The organism is Syntrophus sp. (in: bacteria), assembly GCF_040768185.1.
GTDB classification, from domain to species: domain Bacteria; phylum Desulfobacterota; class Syntrophia; order Syntrophales; family Syntrophaceae; genus Syntrophus; species Syntrophus buswellii.
Window position 1 is genome coordinate 626666 of sequence record NZ_JAXGNC010000001.1, and the last position, 16598, is coordinate 643263.

General features: G+C 56.7%; 16 protein-coding genes and 1 pseudogene. 7 read left to right on the forward strand and 10 right to left on the reverse strand.

Features of this window, described 5'->3' with window-relative positions; genetic code table 11:
* Positions 1 to 570: 570 nt before the first annotated feature.
* From AB3175_RS02900 to AB3175_RS02930, 7 genes are all read right to left on the reverse strand, one after another.
* Complete coding sequence (locus tag AB3175_RS02900; protein WP_367359428.1) at positions 571 to 3240, reverse strand: beta strand repeat-containing protein; 2670 nt, start codon at positions 3238 to 3240, stop codon at positions 571 to 573.
* Between the two features lie 68 nt (positions 3241 to 3308).
* Entirely contained in the window at positions 3309 to 3725 is a 417-nt protein-coding gene (locus tag AB3175_RS02905; RefSeq protein WP_367359429.1) for a hypothetical protein, read from the reverse strand.
* A gap of 579 nt (positions 3726 to 4304) precedes the next feature.
* Positions 4305 to 4859 carry a MerR family transcriptional regulator gene (locus tag AB3175_RS02910; RefSeq protein WP_367359457.1) on the reverse strand — a complete coding sequence of 185 codons (555 nt, stop codon included), beginning with the start codon at positions 4857 to 4859 and terminating at the stop codon, positions 4305 to 4307.
* A gap of 50 nt (positions 4860 to 4909) precedes the next feature.
* Complete coding sequence (locus AB3175_RS02915; protein WP_367359430.1) at positions 4910 to 5089, reverse strand: hypothetical protein; 180 nt, start codon at positions 5087 to 5089, stop codon at positions 4910 to 4912.
* A 146-nt stretch (positions 5090 to 5235) separates the two neighbouring features.
* A complete protein-coding gene (locus tag AB3175_RS02920) occupies positions 5236 to 6084 on the reverse strand; it encodes a TorF family putative porin (RefSeq protein WP_367359431.1) in 849 nt (282 codons plus the stop codon).
* A gap of 495 nt (positions 6085 to 6579) precedes the next feature.
* Positions 6580 to 7224, reverse strand: a complete 645-nt coding sequence (locus AB3175_RS02925) for an OmpA family protein (protein ID WP_367359432.1) — start codon at positions 7222 to 7224, stop codon at positions 6580 to 6582.
* The gene (locus tag AB3175_RS02930) at positions 7221 to 7679 is read right to left on the reverse strand and encodes a FecR domain-containing protein (RefSeq protein ID WP_367359433.1); all 459 of its coding nucleotides are present in this window, start codon (positions 7677 to 7679) and stop codon (positions 7221 to 7223) included. The genes AB3175_RS02925 and AB3175_RS02930 overlap by 4 nt, the downstream gene beginning before the upstream one ends.
* 471 nt (positions 7680 to 8150) lie before the next feature.
* Between AB3175_RS02930 and AB3175_RS02935 the strand changes: the two genes are divergently transcribed.
* The 4 genes from AB3175_RS02935 to AB3175_RS02950 all read left to right on the forward strand — a co-directional run bounded on the left by AB3175_RS02935 (position 8151) and on the right by AB3175_RS02950 (position 9586).
* Entirely contained in the window at positions 8151 to 8411 is a 261-nt protein-coding gene (locus tag AB3175_RS02935; RefSeq protein ID WP_367359434.1) for a hypothetical protein, read from the forward strand.
* Between the two features lie 14 nt (positions 8412 to 8425).
* Positions 8426 to 8716, forward strand: coding sequence for a hypothetical protein (locus AB3175_RS02940; protein ID WP_367359435.1), 291 nt, complete (start codon positions 8426 to 8428; stop codon positions 8714 to 8716).
* Positions 8717 to 9005: 289 nt separating this feature from the next.
* Positions 9006 to 9188, forward strand: a complete 183-nt coding sequence (locus AB3175_RS02945) for a hypothetical protein (protein ID WP_367359436.1) — start codon at positions 9006 to 9008, stop codon at positions 9186 to 9188.
* A 191-nt stretch (positions 9189 to 9379) separates the two neighbouring features.
* Entirely contained in the window at positions 9380 to 9586 is a 207-nt protein-coding gene (locus tag AB3175_RS02950) for a cupin domain-containing protein (RefSeq protein WP_367359437.1), read from the forward strand.
* Here the strand turns inward: AB3175_RS02950 and AB3175_RS02955 are convergent.
* A complete protein-coding gene (locus tag AB3175_RS02955; RefSeq protein ID WP_367359438.1) occupies positions 9567 to 10301 on the reverse strand; it encodes a Tim44 domain-containing protein in 735 nt (244 codons plus the stop codon). The genes AB3175_RS02950 and AB3175_RS02955 overlap by 20 nt on opposite strands.
* A 421-nt stretch (positions 10302 to 10722) precedes the next feature.
* A pseudogene (gene malQ, locus AB3175_RS02960) lies at positions 10723 to 12231 on the reverse strand (4-alpha-glucanotransferase); the annotation flags it as partial.
* Between the two features lie 252 nt (positions 12232 to 12483).
* Between malQ and AB3175_RS02965 the strand changes: the two are divergent.
* On the forward strand, positions 12484 to 13659 hold the full coding sequence (locus AB3175_RS02965; protein ID WP_367359439.1) for an aminotransferase class V-fold PLP-dependent enzyme: 1176 nt from the start codon (positions 12484 to 12486) through the stop codon (positions 13657 to 13659).
* 18 nt (positions 13660 to 13677) lie between these two features.
* On the forward strand, positions 13678 to 14313 hold the full coding sequence (gene yedF, locus AB3175_RS02970) for a sulfurtransferase-like selenium metabolism protein YedF (protein WP_367359440.1): 636 nt from the start codon (positions 13678 to 13680) through the stop codon (positions 14311 to 14313).
* Positions 14314 to 14316: 3 nt separating this feature from the next.
* On the opposite strand, the gene AB3175_RS02975 is transcribed toward yedF, so the two are convergent.
* Complete coding sequence (locus AB3175_RS02975) at positions 14317 to 14847, reverse strand: cob(I)yrinic acid a,c-diamide adenosyltransferase (protein ID WP_367359441.1); 531 nt, start codon at positions 14845 to 14847, stop codon at positions 14317 to 14319.
* Between the two features lie 397 nt (positions 14848 to 15244).
* Here AB3175_RS02975 and AB3175_RS02980 point away from each other — a divergent pair.
* The coding region (locus AB3175_RS02980) for a hypothetical protein (protein WP_367359442.1) at positions 15245 to 16598 on the forward strand (1354 nt) is incomplete at its 3' end.

Here is a 16598-nt window from a genome sequence, read left to right on the forward strand (position 1 = left end):
CCTTTTTACCGCCACCTTTGCTCTGGAATCGGAAGATCTTTTTACATACAGGCAAGCAAAAAGCATACGGGGAAAATCACTTTGTCGGCAAAGGACAAGTTCAACCCGCCGATTGACTGATTCGGGGATCTTCTCCGCGGTTCTGGTCAGAGGATCGTCTCTTCCGTGCGACGAGGTCCCGGCTGCAACCTCGTTGCACACTGTTGCCGGTTTTTATATCCCTTATCGGCCCGGCGCGTTAAAACTTTAATGGCTTCTCATGTAAAGATAAAAAAATCATCCCCGCTGAGTCCTTCCATGGTTCTCTATGGCTCCGGTACCGGGTCAAAGGAATATCCCCGACACGGAATAAGGCTGGCCCTGAACGAGAAAAAACCGCCGGTCCCGGGTGCGCCACCCTCCTGCGGACGGCATTGCCATGCGCTCCGTTCTGTTCAGAGGTCCCTTGCCCGAATCGAAGTGCTCAAGGCCGGCACGTGCCCGATGAGGGATTGATGCGGTGCGCAGATATAAAAAAAGGGGGCGCTCCATTCCGAGTCGCCCCCTGCTTTTAATTCCCCTCTTACAGGATTAACATCCCATCCTCTTTCTTATTCCGAGGACGGCGACAATCCCGGATCCCAGGAACCAGAAAGCCGCCGGAATGGGTACGGCGTTTCCGTGGGCGGTCAGGATCACATCCTTGCCGTCATAGATACTCCATGTAAAATCAATGAATGCCGAGTTGTCGGAGATGGAGGCAAAATCGCCTAGAATTCCCGATGAGGTCAGAACCGTGAAGGTGTCGCCGTCAGAAATCATCGCATTCGACAGGACATAAATCGCAAGAGCGCCGCCCAGACTTGCCGAGCCGTTCACGTCAAGGAGAGAGTAATTGCCAGGACCTGAATTGAGAAGCTGAATCGCCAGGGTTCCATACTCCGATTGCTCATAACTTCCATGAATGGTCAGGGTCCCGGGGGAGTTTCCGGGAGCAACGGTACCTCCGCTATTGATTACGCTTGCCGTAATGCTTCCCGTTCCCTTCAGGATCCCGCCATTGATCGCCACGCTGCTCGCTGAAAGCGTGCCATCGACCGTCGTGATCCCGGCGCTCTGGGTGTAATCCTGCAGGCTGCCCGCGGCGCCGACCTGGAAATCGCTGCCCGTTCCGAAGCTCATCTGCCCGGCATTGCTGAACGCTCCGGCCGTGGTGAAATCCCGCCCGTTCTTGATGGTGAAGTCCCCGGCCGCCGCATTGGTTGCAAAGCCCTTCAGGGCATCGGTATTGTCGGCATAGCGGAGAACGGCGGATGTCGGCCCATCCATCACGATTGTCGCTGCGTTGGTTACGATACCCGCCGTAGCAATGGGAAGTTTGATGGTGCCGGCCGCGTAGTACGTGCCGCCGGTCAGCGTGCTGCTCCCGTAGTTTTTCAATCCATCCAATACAGCCAGCGTCGCACCGCTTTCGGCGCGGAGGGTTCCCCGGTTGTCAAGCAACTTGGCGTTGGGATTGATGTACAGAGAGGCGCCGGCATTGTTGGCCACAATGGTCCCCTTGTTGACGACGCCCATGTTGTTCTGGCCGATCCAGCCGGAGCCCTGGATTGTATGATCCGTATCGTTGGTGAGAACAAAATTGCCGTCGGAAGAGCTGATCCGGCTCCGTTGAGCCGTGTTGCCCGGATTCATGACCAGCGTCCCCGAACCGGTCAGGGTCACACTGGCGCTGTTCAGGGTGAAGAGGGTGTCGCTCCCGTTGCCGGCAATCGTCATCGTCCCGGAATTGGTAAGAGTGTTCCGCAGGTAGGTATTGGTGCCGTCCGATCCCTGGAACGAGGAACCGGAGGAAAGGGCGATCCCGTCAATCGTTCCGCTGTTGAGGGTCGCGATCACACCGCCGCCGGTCGTGGTGAAGGTGCCCCCCTTCACCATGGCGCCGTCCACAAGGCCGACATAAGAGCCGCTCCCCTCTGCAAGGATGAGCCCCTTGGTATTGTCGAAGTAGCCGTTCATGAGATGAAGGCCGGCACCGGCCGTCGCCTTGAAGGTCCCTTCATTTACGGCATCCCTGCTGTTCACATCGATGTACAGAGGGGCGCCGGCATTGGTCGCCGCAATGGTCCCCTTGTTGACGAGTCCCATGTTGTTCTCGCCGACCCAGCCGGAGCCCAGGATCGTATGATCCGTATCGTTGGTGAGAACGAAATTGCCGTTGGTGGAACTGATCCGGCTCCGCTGTGCCGAATTGCCCGGATTCATAACCAACGTCCCCGAACCGGTCAGGGTCACACCGGCGCTGTCGACATAGAAACGGGTATCACTGCCGTTGCCGACAATCGTCATCGTCCCGGAATTGGTAAGAGTGTTTTGCAGATAGGTGTTGGTGCCGTCCCAGCCCTGAAACGAGGAACCGGAGGAAAGGGCGATTCCGTCAATCGTTCCGCTGTTGAGGGTCGCGATCACGCCGCCGTTGGTCGTGGTAAAGGTTCCCCCCTCCACTTCGGCACCTTCCCTGAGACCGACATAGGAACCGGCACCGTCGGCAAGGATCAAACCGGTGGCATTGTCGAACGCCCGGCCGACGAGATGAAGACCGGCTCCATCTGTTGCCTTGAGGGTTCCTTCATTTACTGCATCCACAGCGCTCAGCAAGATGTAGAGGGGACCGGCCGTGCTATTCGCCACAATGGTTCCCCGGTTGACGAGCCCCATGTTGCCCTCCCCGATGTAACCGGCACCCATGATGGTATGGTTCGTGTCGTTGGTGAGGACATAGTTGATGTTGGTGGAACCGATCCGGCTTCGCTGAGCCGAATTGCCCGGATCGAGAATCAGGGTACCGAAACCCGTCAGGGTCACATTGGGGCTGCCGACATAAAACCTGGTGTCAGTCCCGTTTCCGGCGATCCTGATCGTCCCGTCGTTGGTGACGATCCCTGTCCCGCCTGAGATTGAAAAAGACGTCCCGTCCTGTACGATAAGTCCGTTACCCGAAGCAAGCGTCAGGTTTTCAACAGCCACATTGATGTTGCTCGTCACAGTGGATGTGCCGTCGATGATGAAAGCGTTGTATTTTCCGTTAGGAACCATCCCGATGTCCCAATAGGCCGGATTGTTCCAGACACCATCTCCACCCAACGACCATGTGGCGTTCGTTGCGGCGGCCGCCTGGCCGGAGATGATCCACAGCCAGAATAGCAGAAGAAACAAAACCGGGCTTAAGGCCCCACCCCTTTTCCTTAACATACCCTTCATGGCTCCCTCCTTACGTGCAAAAATGGATAACCTTCAACATGAAACGGTTGCCTGGTACTTTCTCCTCCTCATGGCTGCTTAGCTTCCGCTGGCTTCGCCGTCTTCGCTTCCTTGATAAGCTGAGCCACCCTGGAATCGGGCGAGACGGGCTCAATCACCGCAATGTGCTGCCGGTTGATGTACATATACTCCGGTTTGTGCCATTCGCTGCCCCGCTTGATCAGGATGCTCCTCACTTCCTTTTCTTCCGGAGCCGCCTGGCGGCCGATATAATAAACCTCCTTCAGCAGCGGGTAAGCCGCCCCTGCGTTCTCGATCTTACCGAAAAAAACCTGACCGTTAGCCATAAACACAGCCTGGTACTCCGTGGTGAAATTCAGCTTCTCCTCCTTTGCCCTGTTCTCACAAGCGGAAAGGAGAAAAGGGGAGGAGCAGACGAAGAAGAACAGAAACATGAACAGCAGGGAACGACGAGCCTTTGGCATTTTGGAAAACCTCCTTAGTGAAAACTCGGGTTGGAGGGATCTCCGCGTCCCGCTGTCGGTTGAAGAGTCAGATCGACAGCGTTCTCCCCGGGAGCGCCTGCCCGGGAGAACGCCGACCCTCCTCCGCCGCACAGAAGACAGAACCGGAAACCCCATATTAATTATGAAAAAAAATAAAGACACAACTTCCAGGGATTGTCAATTCAGGTAATACCTTATTTTTACTAAGAGATATCGTAATTTTGGCCTAGGAAGAAATGGCGCCATCGTTCAGATATGGCCTAGGAAAAGCGCCGCAATCTTGCCTCGGATGCCTTGGTCATGCTTGCCCGAAAGGGACGAGGGACGAAACAGTCATCCTGGCGGCTCGAGCGCCCGGGAAGGGAGAAGGTTCTGAAGCTTTGGCTGTGGCCGTTTCCGTTTGTGCGTAACCGGCCTCAAAGCCTTAGTCGGAGTTCAAAAAAAAAGAGGGGGATCAATCCATCAGGAAGACGCGGGAGAAATCATCACGTCAGGAAGAAAATCTCTCACAGCGGGGAGAAAGGAGACGTCTAACGGGATGGGAGAAGGGGGGCTGAACTAACCCATACGCCTTTCCCGGGACAGGCCTGCGGCCCATCTGCGGATTCGGAGCACCTCTTTTTCCGGAAGGTCCAGGGAAAGAAGAAAGGCATGGTGCGCCTCCGGCTCGCGTTCTTCGAAGGCCCTGTGAAACCGCCGCATCGCCGCATCATCCAGTCCAGCGGCCTTCAGCATCCCGACGAAGAGGTTCTTGTCGACGGAGGAAGGGATGTCTCCCGGCGCACGGGCTTTCAGCATGCCGGCCAGCATGCGTCTCTTGGCCTGGAACTCCTGGATCTCCCCGCTCAGAGCCGAAAGGCGCCGAAGAAGGATCTCCGTCGTGTCGCTCTTCCGGGAAGAGATGATCTTCCGAATATCCTCCAGGCTTAAACCAGCCTCTCGGAAGGAACAGATCGCCGACAAACGATCCCGGTCGGCATCGGAGTAAAGACGGTACCCCTTTTCGGATCGTGCCGAAGGGGAAAGGAGTCCGACCCGGTCATAGTAAAGCAGGGTGCTTCGGGAAAGGCCAAAAATTCCAGCAAGTTCACGAATCAGGTACTTGGGCCCTATTCAAGGGTTCCGCCCCGGACCGGCTTAGGACGGGGGCGGTTGACTCCGGGTTACATTTTTCGGATATCAGCGATCTGCTCCGGCGAAGCGCCGAGCCATTCCAGGAACCTCTGATGACCTTCGGGGTTCTCTTCTTCAAAGAGGCGGTGCCACTTCCGCATCGCCAGTTCGTCAAGCCCTACCGCTCGGAAGCGGTCTATCCATTCCGCTATCGTTACAGCTCCCTTCATCTTTTCCATCCTCCATGACGCTATTTCTTCCGGCCGGAGAGAAAGCTATCCTAAACTGTAAAGCGATAGACAGGTCAAGCATTTTTAGGCATATTTTTTAAAAAGGATGATCTCCGCCGGCATACCCCCCTTCCGGCGGATCTTCATCAAAAGGTGAAGCTCAGGGTCACACCGCCGTAAAGGAAGGAACTGTCGCGGTCGGACGGTTTTTCACCCTGTATCCCCCTTCCCTTCATTTCGTCCTTTGCATCGTCCGAAAGGGGAAAGACATAGGAAATCATGGGTATTACCGTGACATACCGAGTCGCCTTGACGGGCAGGCTGGCGGTTAAGGTCCCGTCATGCAGATTGCTGAATTTACCACTGGTGGGTTCGGCATCTCCGTTATATTCGGGATAGGTCTCCTCATCTTCGCTGTGCAGGTAACTGGCCGAGGCCGCAAGTTTCAATGAGACCCGATTGTTCAACTCGATGGTATGGGAGATTCCCAGCAGGAAGTACCACTGGTGGTAATAGCTGATTTCCTTGTAGACCGTCAATGTCGGCGAAAGGAGCGTATTCAGACCCACGGAAACGTAAATCTCCTGGGAATCATGAACATCCGTCCCATTCTCATTGGACCCGGCAAGAGCGTAGTAGATGTAACCTCCACCGAGATTGAAGAGTCCGAGAGTCTTTGTATAGGACAGGGTCACATCCGTTTCCGTCCAGTTTGTGCTGTCATCGTCGGAGTCCGCCACATAGGGGTCCGTGTCGAGGTTCCCCCAGACATTAACGGAAAACCCCTTGTAGCCCATGGTCATGGAAGGCTGAACGACGATGCTGTCCCGGCTGAGTTCCTGCCCCCGCCATATATACCCGGACAATGCCGACAGGGAAAAATCTCCCGTGGGCTTTTCCTCCTCGGCACACAGCGGCGTCGCGGAGAGCAGGAAAAGACCGGACAGCAACAAGCTGATCACGAAGAATCCTCTGACTGTTAAAAACGTTTTCATGATGCCTCCTCCAGAATATTTCTTGATTCTTGTATCTGAACATGGTTCCGGAAACCGTGACTCTCTATTCAGCGAATGTCGTGCCTTAAAGATAAGATCATGATATCATTCTTTTTATTTCCACGGCAGCGCCACTGCAGGCCCATAAAGGAACAAATTTGGGACAATTCCGGGACAACCCTCCACAATATTGTAGGTTTGAACGCCGGCGTTCCGAAATGTGTCGTCAGGAAGAAGAAAAACGTTGAGGACAGGACGGCCAGCAGGATGGGATGCCTGCGGCGAAACGAAGAGGGAGATTCCGCAGCTGGTCAGGACGGAATCATTCCGGGTTGGACACCCGTCCGCAGGGCACTGAACGCCAGGATCCTCTTCAGATGGGAATCGGATGGACACTTGGTGAGGGTTTCAACAGCGAGGAGAAAGATTGGTGCCGATGTCTCCGGTCGTCCCCGGTCCGTCAAAGAATACTGGAACGCTCTCCCTTATCCGGGATTATCGGACGGTCACTTCAACCCTTCGATTGCGAGGCTCCGCCACCCCGTCCGGGGTTTTAATCAGGGGATCGGCTTCTCCGTGATAATCGACCTCGATGATGGAGGGATTTACGCTTTTTGAAATGAGGAATTTTTTGATCTTCAAGGCCCGACTGCGGGAAAGGGCAACGTTATAACTCTTTTCACCCGTTCTATCCGTATGGCCGATAACGCTGATGTCCTGCGACTGCCTGTCACTGATGGCAGCATGGACAGAGGAAAGCGTTGTTTGCGACGCCTCCGTCAGTTCGGTGGAATCGGTTTTAAAATAAAGGATAAAGATGACCGGCTTTTTCGGCAGTGCGGCGAGAGCGGCGCCGAACACTTTGTGAATATCCCCCTCGGCCAGGGGGGCCTGCGTTGAAATGGCACTGGTCCCATCCTTTGCTTCCGCCATCTGCCCGGCTTGATTGATTTTCCGGGAACCGCCTCTATTTCTGACGGTGACTTCTCCAACCTTTCCGTCCGGGTCGGGCATAAGAACCACTTGCGTTCTGCCTGCGTCAGGAACAGGAACAGCCTCTGTTTTGACCTCCGGGACCGCGCAGGCCCCCAGAAAGAGAAGCATGACCCATGAAGTCGCCTTCACTGCCGCGCGTTTCATTCTTCTTCTCCACCGTCTTCGACCTTCACCAGGAACTTGGTCCCCCGAATTCCGATGGTGGCCGAGGGTGTTTCAAAGCGCACCGATTGAGGGGACAACCTGGCGATGACGCCGGAGACGTAGGCGGCAGTGCCCTTGAGCATCCGGGTCACGATCGAAAGTTTTCCCCGGGATGGGTCAAAATGAAATTCTTCAATCAGCAGTTCACTGCGGGGTCCGAGGGAAAGAATGGTATTGTCCTTAAAGATGATCCCCAGCGTTCCATCTCGACCGGTTCGAAGCAGGTCGCCGGAATAAATCCGCTCGCTTTTCTTAACCGTAAGCGTCCTCTGCTGCCGGACAATGAATGCGGTCCCCGAACAATTTTTAACGATTGCCGCTTCTTCATTCGATGCGGCAACAGCATTTGTGCCAAGACATAAAATCAAACACAGTACGCCAAAAAAGTACCTCATGATCCTGCTCTCCCTGAAATCCCTGCAATCCCTGAAAAGATCCCCATGGTTTTTGAGAAGACGGATAAGAACAGCGGATTAACTCGGCAAATCGAAGATGTCACCAGGAAGCAGAAGGATTTCATATCGCTGTCGATCCTTTCTCCCACCCGAGAAAGGATCATCGTTCAAAAAAATTTGTATCACCAGGATTCTAAATGCTTATTTCATACCAACGATGGATAGACGACCCACATCGATTTTGTTCCCCGGAATTTTCAAGGCGGCACCGATGACCCTTTCCGGGACAGAGCCTTTCCAAGGTATCGCTTGCAAAAGCGTCAGGCGGCGTATAAACTTTTCCTCAAGAAACGACAAAGTCACTATCGCGACAGCACGCGAGAATTCATTGAAACGACAGAAGAAAAAAGGCTAGCCCCCTACGCACAGCGCGCGTACAGCATTGGCCGAACGCTGCACGGCAACGAGCCCATGACTACCGCACCTGTTTTCAGCAGGACAGGGACCGGATTCTTTACTCAGAAGGTATTTAAGGATCTTCAGCACAAAACACAGGTTTTCCTGATCAACGAAGTGCTGCGGACGCGCCTGACCCACACGCTGGAAGTAGCCCAGCACGCCCGGACCTTCGCCCGGGCTTTTGAAGCCGTGAAGACCTCTGGCATGGAGAGCCATCGCCTTGCCCACGATCTCGGCCATCCTCACTTCGGCCATGCCGGCGGAGAGCCTTAACGAGCTTCTTAAGGATGACGGGGTTCGAACACAATCTCCAGAGTCTGCGGGTCGTGGATTTTCTGAAGCGATTACATCAGCGTTACGACGGCCTGTTCTGCTTCGAAACCCGCGAGGAGATCGCCCGTCGCCCAACACAACTCACGATCACCCCGACGCCCCTCCGGAATTCCGCCCCAAATCATCCCTGGAAACACAGGTCGTCGACATGTGATCCTGGCCTCTGCGCCCACGACCTCGAAGACGCCCTCAATGCCGGCTATCTGCGCCTCCGAGATCTGCGCAACATGGAAAACCCCTGGTAGAGCGCGTTTAGACGCTGCCATTCAAGACCACCCCGGATATTCTCCAAGCCGATACCATCCTCCAGTCCCGGATCCTGGTCCGCACCTGATCGAGGAGGCCAACATTGCCATCAATTCGACAGACTTCTCGAAATATCGAGCAGCACGGGGATTTCATCCGTCGAGAAGGCCAGAAATTTCCCACGGAAGATATTGTGGCCGCCCCCTGCAGGTCTGGGAAAACTTTGACGCCCTCAGGCTGTCTCTTTGAAAGTATCTATCGAAACCGCAAATTAATGCATCATGGCGAATGAAAGGAACGACTCATCATCCGGCGAGATTTTCGCCACCTGGAACGATATACCCGGAAATGCTGCCCCGGACGTTCAAAATCCGCTTTGACGAGGCGCCGGACTCCTCAGAGAAACGGAGGATCCTGGCGGATTACATCTCGGGCATGACGGACCGCTATGTCATGGACCTGTATACATGATGATGTTTCCCAGGCCTTATGAAAAGGTCATGTTTGAATTTCGGGAATGACGATGAACAGGATGGTGTTGAATCTTTTTGAAGGGTCCCCGACAGCCTCGCGGAAGAGCAATTCACAAGCCTGCCAGACATGCCCGGCGTGAGGATGGGGCGGATCATTTCCCGGGGACGGGCCTCTCCCCCGGGTGCAGTATGATTCGGAGGAGCAGGGAATGGGTCCTGCTCCTCCGGGGCAAAGCTGTCCTGAGCTTTTCGGGACCGGACGATCTCGTAACCCTGAAACCGGGCGATTCGCTCCTGATCCCGGCGCATACCCGGCACCGGGTGGAGTGGACCGACCCGGAGCAGGAGACGATCTGGCTGGCCGTCTTTTTTCCGGCTAGCTTTCCTGCTGAATAGCGGAAAGCCGCCAGGGGTTGTTGCCCGACGGCCGGGCAAATGTCCAGAACTCCACAAATTTCACAGGGTCCTTCCTGCTCCCGGCCAGAACCTCGCCGGAGATCTCGTCCACCGTGTAATCCAGCAGGTTTGCATAAAATCTGACCGTGATGAAATCTCTGCCGCCCTCCTGCCAGGATTCCGTAATCTCCACGGAACGGACCGCGATGTTGTCGAGCTTGTTGATCCTGTGCTTCGCCCGAAGCTCATCAGCGTCCTGCTGAATCGTTTTGTACATGTCATCGGTCAGCAAGTTCCGGACACCGGACATATCCCGGTTTGCCCAGGCACCCTGGATCGAAAAAAAATTATCCAGAACGGAATCCTTGAAGCGCTTCTCATCGAAGGAATGATCTTCCCGCCGAATGGCGCTCAGTCCGTCACCGGCTTCGTAACCGGCCGGGGGAATGTCCCGGATCGGCGGGGCATAGGAGTCCGTATTGAAGGCATCCCTGTTGTCCGGGCTGCCGTAGGCCATCGGGGCATTCATGGCGGTCGCCGCCTGCCGCCGCCTCTTGATAAACCAGTAGATCCCGTAGAGAATCGCCCCCAGCAGCAGAATATCCATCAGGCCGATCCCGCCGCCAAAACCGCCTGCGCCATGGCCGAAACCGAGACTGCTGAAAAGCAGCGCCCCGGCCATTCCGCCAAGAAGGCCGCCGGCCATGCTTCTCATGAAGCCTCCCGGCTGCGACTGCGGGGCCGCAGAGGGAGACGGACGGGAAGGCGTGTTGTAAGAGCGGGACGGAGAGCTTGGAGAACTAGGAGAACTGCTGAAGGAGCGGGACCCCCGGCTGCCGAAAGACCGTCCTCCACCGACGCGCGCCTCGGCAACCGACGACAGAAGATAAAACAACGCAAAAAACAGGGCACAAGCGATCAGCCCCATTTTACCCTTACTGCAAACGTTCATATGACCCCTCCTTGTTGTTTTCAATTGGAAATCTTTCTCAGGATGTATTGCATATTATGTACTCATGGGCCTTGTCAATGTCTTTTCATGGCGGGACGCCTCTCGAGCAGCTGCAGCCGACGCTTGACCGCCCGCCTTGACCCTTCGATCCGACCGGTGTCTCAGGTCATCACGGGGTCTTCCTTCAAAGACGCCCATAGATCTCCGTCAGTTCACGAAGCCGCTCCACAGTGGGCGGACCGAGGTCTTCCGGCTGAAAACGCCACCGCCAGTTCCCATGAACCGTGCCCGGACGGTTCATTCGTGCGGTTTCGTCAAGCCCGAGGACATCCTGGAGGGGAAAAACCGCCAGTCTTGCCGCGCTCATCATGGCCAGCCGGATCAAATCCCAGGGCACCCTCGAGGCGGAGGTGCGACTCCCCAGATAGCGGTAAAGCCGCTTCCTGTCCTGACGCGTCGCTTCCCGGCAGAACCAGCCCCGAACCGTGTTGAGATCATGCGTTCCCGTATAGACAACGGTATGTTCAGCAATGTTGTGGGGCGCACAGGGGTGATCGGGCAGCGAATCGCCAAAGGCGAACAGCAGGGGGCGCATTCCCGGAATATCGTAGCGATCCATGATTTTCCAAACCTCTGCGGATTCCGCCCCCAGATCCTCGGCAATGATCGGCAGACAGGGGAAGTCGGAATAGAGCTGCCGGAAAAAATCATCGGCCGGCGCTTTCTTCCACTGGCCGCTTTCCGCCGTTACGGCACCGGCCGGCACCTCCCAATAGGCGACAAATCCCCGGAAATGATCGATTCTCAGCCAATCATAATTCCGGAACGCCTGGCGAAAACGCTCCTTCCACCAGCAATAGCCGCTTTCTTTCAAGACATCCCATCGGTAAACGGGATTCCCCCAGAGCTGTCCCGTTTTGCAGAAGAGATCGGGGGGTACGCCGCCCACCGCCAGAGGCTTTTTGTCCTTCCCGAGAAAAAAGAGTTCCGGATTTGCCCAGACATCGGCGCTGTCATAAGCCATGTAGATGGGAAGATCGCCGATGACTTGAAGTCCTTTCTGACGGCAGTACTCCCTGAGGGAAGACCACTGCCGGTCAAAGATATATTGAACAAATTTTTCCCTGGCCAGGGGAAGGGCCAATTTCCGGCGCATCCTGGAGAGCGCCGCCGGTTTTCGATCCCGAAGTTCCGGCGGCCACATCGCCCAGGTCCCGGAGGGGAATTCCCCTTTCAGCGCAGCAAAAAGGGCATAATCTTCGAGCCAGGAGGCCTGCTGTTCCGTGAAGTCGATCCAGCTTCCGCGCCACGGCCGCCCCCTGCCCCGAAAGCGCTCAAAGGCCAGTGACAGGAGCTTTTCTTTGCAGGCTGCCGCCCTGCCGTAATCGACAACGTTTCCGGGAAAAGCCGGCATCTCCTCAAGCTCCACCCGGTTCAGCAGACCTTCACGGCAGAGGAGCTCCGGGCTGATCAGCAGAGGATTTCCGGCAAAGGCGGAAAAGCTGCTGTAAGGGGAATGGCCGTAACTGCCTAGCGTGGGCGATAGGGGAAGAATCTCCCAGAATCTCTGGCCGGCATCGGCCAGAAAATCGACAAAGCGAAAGGCTCCAGGCCCGAGATCGCCAATGCCGCAGGGCGAAGGCAAAGACGTCACATGCAGCAGAATGCCGCTCCCCCTTGCATTCATCATATCGGTCCTCTCCTTCGTCGGCTTTCGATTCGGTCCTCTTTATCTAAGAGCTTTTCCCCTCTTCGTCAATACCCAACTCCCCCTGTACTTTCCCGAATGGAATGTAAAGGGGGCTTCCATAACAAATCGTCATTTGACTTCTGCAATCAGGTTCCCTATCGTATCGGCCGTTTCCAGGAGCAGACATTTTCAATGCGGTGAAACGATTCAAACCGCCCGGCCCGGCAAGGGTAGACGGTTTCGAGAAAGGTTCCGATGACCCCGCACAGCATCATCTATTTCGACAATGCCGCCACATCCTGGCCCAAACCGGCGGAAACCCTCAGGGCCATGGAGCACTACCTCCTCAATATCGGGGCGAATCCAGGCCGTTCGGGACACCGGCTCTCCCTGGACGCGGCACGGATCATCATGGATGCCCGGGCAGGCGTGGCAGAGCTTTTCGGCATTGAAGATGACCTGCAGGTGGTGTTTACAAAAAACGCCACGGAGGCGCTGAACCTGGCGATCCGGGGGCTGCTTTATCCAGGCGACCACGCCATCACATCCAGCATGGAACACAACTCGGTCATGAGGCCGCTGCGGACTCTCGAAAGGGAGGGAGTGGAACTGAGCGTCCTTGCCTGCTCCCCTTCGGGCGAGCTGGACCCGGCGGACCTATCGCGGAGCATACGCCCCAACACCCGCGCCATTTATCTGACCTCTGCCTCCAACGTCACCGGGACGCTCATGCCCTTGAAGGAAGTCGGAACGATTGCCCGCGAACACGGCTTGATCTTTTGCGTCGACGCCGCCCAGACAGCAGGATCCTATCCCGTCGATGTAGAGGATCTGGGCATTGACCTCCTCGCCTTTACGGGGCACAAATCCCTTTACGGCCCGCAGGGCACCGGCGGGCTCTATATCCGGAAGGGACTGGAAGAAAAGATCCGTCCGCTCATGGTGGGTGGAACGGGAAGCCGTTCCGAGTTCGAGGAACAGCCGGACTTTCTTCCCGACAAATTCGAGTCCGGCACGCCCAATGCCGTCGGCCTGGCCGGCCTGGAAGCGGGGGTCCGTTTCGTTCTGAATCGCGGCGTACCGCAGATCCGGGCAGAGGAAATCCGGCTGGCGGAACGTCTGCTCCATGGCCTGGAAGAGATGCCGGGAGTCACCGTTTATGGACCGGGTGATCCGTCCCGCCGGATTGCCGTCGTTTCCTTCACGATCCAGGGGCTCTCGCCAGCGGAAATCTCCCTCGCCCTGGATGAAGAGGAGAACATCATGTCCCGCCCCGGGCTCCAATGCGCACCGTCGGCCCATAAGACCATCGGAACCTTTCCCGTGGGAACCACCAGGTTCAGCCTCGGAGCCTTCAATACGGAGGACGAGGTGTCTGCCGCCCTTGAGGCCGTCGGCCGATTGGCATCCCGGGTCCGGCGGAAAACCTGAAAAGGAGATGGCTAGCCCATGCCGGAAATGATTGATGCGCGGGGACTGGCCTGCCCGCAGCCTGTCATCCTCGCCAAAAAGGCCCTGGAGCACTCCGCGGAACTGACCGTCCGGGTGGACAACATGGCCGCCGTGGAAAATGTGAAGCGCCTGGCGAAGTCCCAGGGCTGCCGGGTGACCGTGACGGACGAGCAGGACCGAACGTGGACTCTCACTCTGACCCGGGAGAGCGGCCTTGACGCCGCGCAGAAACATGCCGCCCCCAAGGACATCCCGGACGGTGCGGCCCGGCAGGAGGCGGTCGGCACCTCCGTTTGCGCGCCCTCTGTCATTCTGATTCCTTCCGAAACCATGGGACAGGGCGATGACGAACTGGGCCGGCTCCTGATGCGGGGCTTTTTCCATACCCTGCAGGAGCTCGACACGCTTCCCGATAAAATCATCTTTTACAATTCCGGGGTCAAACTTACGGTAAACGGCTCCGATGTCCTAGAGGACATCAGAGAGCTGGCCCAAGCCGGCGTGGAAATGCTGGTCTGCGGCACCTGCTTGAACTTTTTCAGTCTCACCGACCGGCTCGCCGTGGGAACGATTTCCAACATGTACGAAATCGCCGACGTCCTGACCTCGGCGGGCCGCCTGATAAGGCCCTGAGCCTCAATACTCAACGCCTTTTTGTGCCGGTCGCCCCGACGCCAAGGCATGCTTGTGCGCCTCCATGACGGTAACCGTATCGGCCAGGGCCACAAACGACTCCGGGGCGTCCCGCCCTGTCAGGACAATGATCTGGCGGGGGCCGGCCTGCCGGAGAACCGCAATCACCCCTTCCTCCGACAGAAGCTTCAGGGCCACGGCGTTGCAGATTTCATCGAGGATGACCAGATCGATCAACCCCGACCGGATCACTTCTTCAGCCAGCTGAAGCCCCCGCTGCGCCGCCTCGCGGTGCTGGAAGAATGCGGGGCCGTCCTCGGGCAGGACAAAACCGAGCCCCGTCTGGATCAGCTCCACCCCGGGAAGATACCTCACGGCGGCCACTTCCCCTGTTTTTGACCCGGACTTTGATGAACTGACAATGCTCACCTTCATTCCGTGGCCGCTGGCCCGGATGGCCATCCCCAGGGCCGCCGTCGTTTTCCCTTTGCCGCTTCCCGTAAAAAGAAGAACCCTTGGCTTCTCGTCTTTCATCTCCTCTTCCCCCGATGCCCCTGGCAGAACCTTTCCCTCAAACCCGCCTCCTGTTCAGCAGGCCTCCTTGAATTCCGCTGGTTGCCCTCGCTGTCACTTTCCGTGAAATGACCATTTACCGCCGCACCCGTCCCGCACCATAAGGAATGATGCAGACCGCTTGAATATATGGTTGAAATCAATCTTTCAAGGAATTAATCTCTGCACCGGTGCCCGATGGCCATCAGGCATCAATCTTGATAATGAAAAAATCTCGGGGACCGGCTCCGCCATCGGGCTGTTTGCCAGTCGGGGCTGCCCCGCAGTCCCCCGTCGAATCGATCCGCGCCAACCGAGGCCGCCATCTCCTATGCGGCCCGGAAATTTCACCTGTTTGCCCCGGAGAACGGATATGCGCATGATGTCGTTTAGTCTCTTGAGAACATCCCTCTTCTGTTCGATAATCGGAACAATGGTCCTCTCCCTGTTCTGCTTTGCGGTGTTCGCTCAGCCACCGGCGGATATCGATCAGAGGGCAAGACAGCTTGAACAGCAGCTGGAAGGAACAACGGACCTGAATAAACTGATGGAGGCATACCGCGAAACCTTGCAGCTCATGGGCGGGGCGAACCGGGGAGCCGCTGGAATAACGGGTACGAGCACCATGCCCATCCGGCCGGCGGAATCGCCGGAGGAAGAGGTCTTGCGCCGTCGCGAGGTCATCAACAGCCAGTTCCTCCAGATGAAGAACAGGATGAGTCTTCTTCCTCCGGGCACAGAAAAGCCTCAGCTTCCCGAGGCTGTTGCCGTGGAAGGGTATCTCGTCGTCCATGGCGGAGAAAAAGAGCTCTTCTCCAATGAAGTGCGGACAGACCTGTTTTACACGATCAAAGAGCGATTTGTCGGCAACCTGATCGTCGGGCACACCTACGATCCGGCAAGAGGAAGGTTCGATGGGCAAAAGGCGTATGAGATTCAATCCCTGTCAACGAAGATCGATGTGTCGGGCATGGGCGGCAAAAAGTGTGTGCGCCGGGGGTCATACTCACCATCGTCCTGCACGGGCTGGACCCACTTCTCCGGCTATGAAATCTCCGGGGGCGAACGTTACCCGCAATTCCATTCCGGCGTAGTCAGTGCGGAAACGGAGGAAGATGGCCGGATCACCATCGTGGCCGAAGCGCCTGCGGCAATCTTCCTGGGAGATGATGGCCGGACGAATCTGAAAGCGGGATGCTCCCGTGCCTCATGGACGCTGAGCCAATCAGAATTTGAACAATGGCTTGAACAGGGTGAGCTTACTTTGCGCCGGGATATCGGCAGGCCGATGGGCCCCTCTCCCGGCTGCAGCCACGGTTCCACGATGACGCTGTATCTCAGGGTCCAGGGGGAGCCCGCCGAGGAGTGCCAGGAGATGAAATCCGTGGAGCTCCTCGTTATCAGCCCCAGGGACAAGGACAGGCATGTCTTCGGCGAACATTCCAACAGGCTGACCCTGGAGCTTGAGGCGAAAACAGTGCCGGCGCACTATGCGGATTTCATCGAATGGACGATCCCGGAAATAGAAGGATCCCGCCGCACCGTTTTTCCTGCCTCGACACTGCAGGCGCCAAAGGGGCGAAAGTTCACCGTGGTCTATGAAGGGCTGCCCGAGGACAACAACGAATTCGGCAGAAAGACCGTCAAGGCGACCCTGAAAGTGGATTCGTGCAGAAAAGAGGCGACGCGGGAAGTGCGGATCTTCTATCCCAGGGATGAAACCAACAATCCGG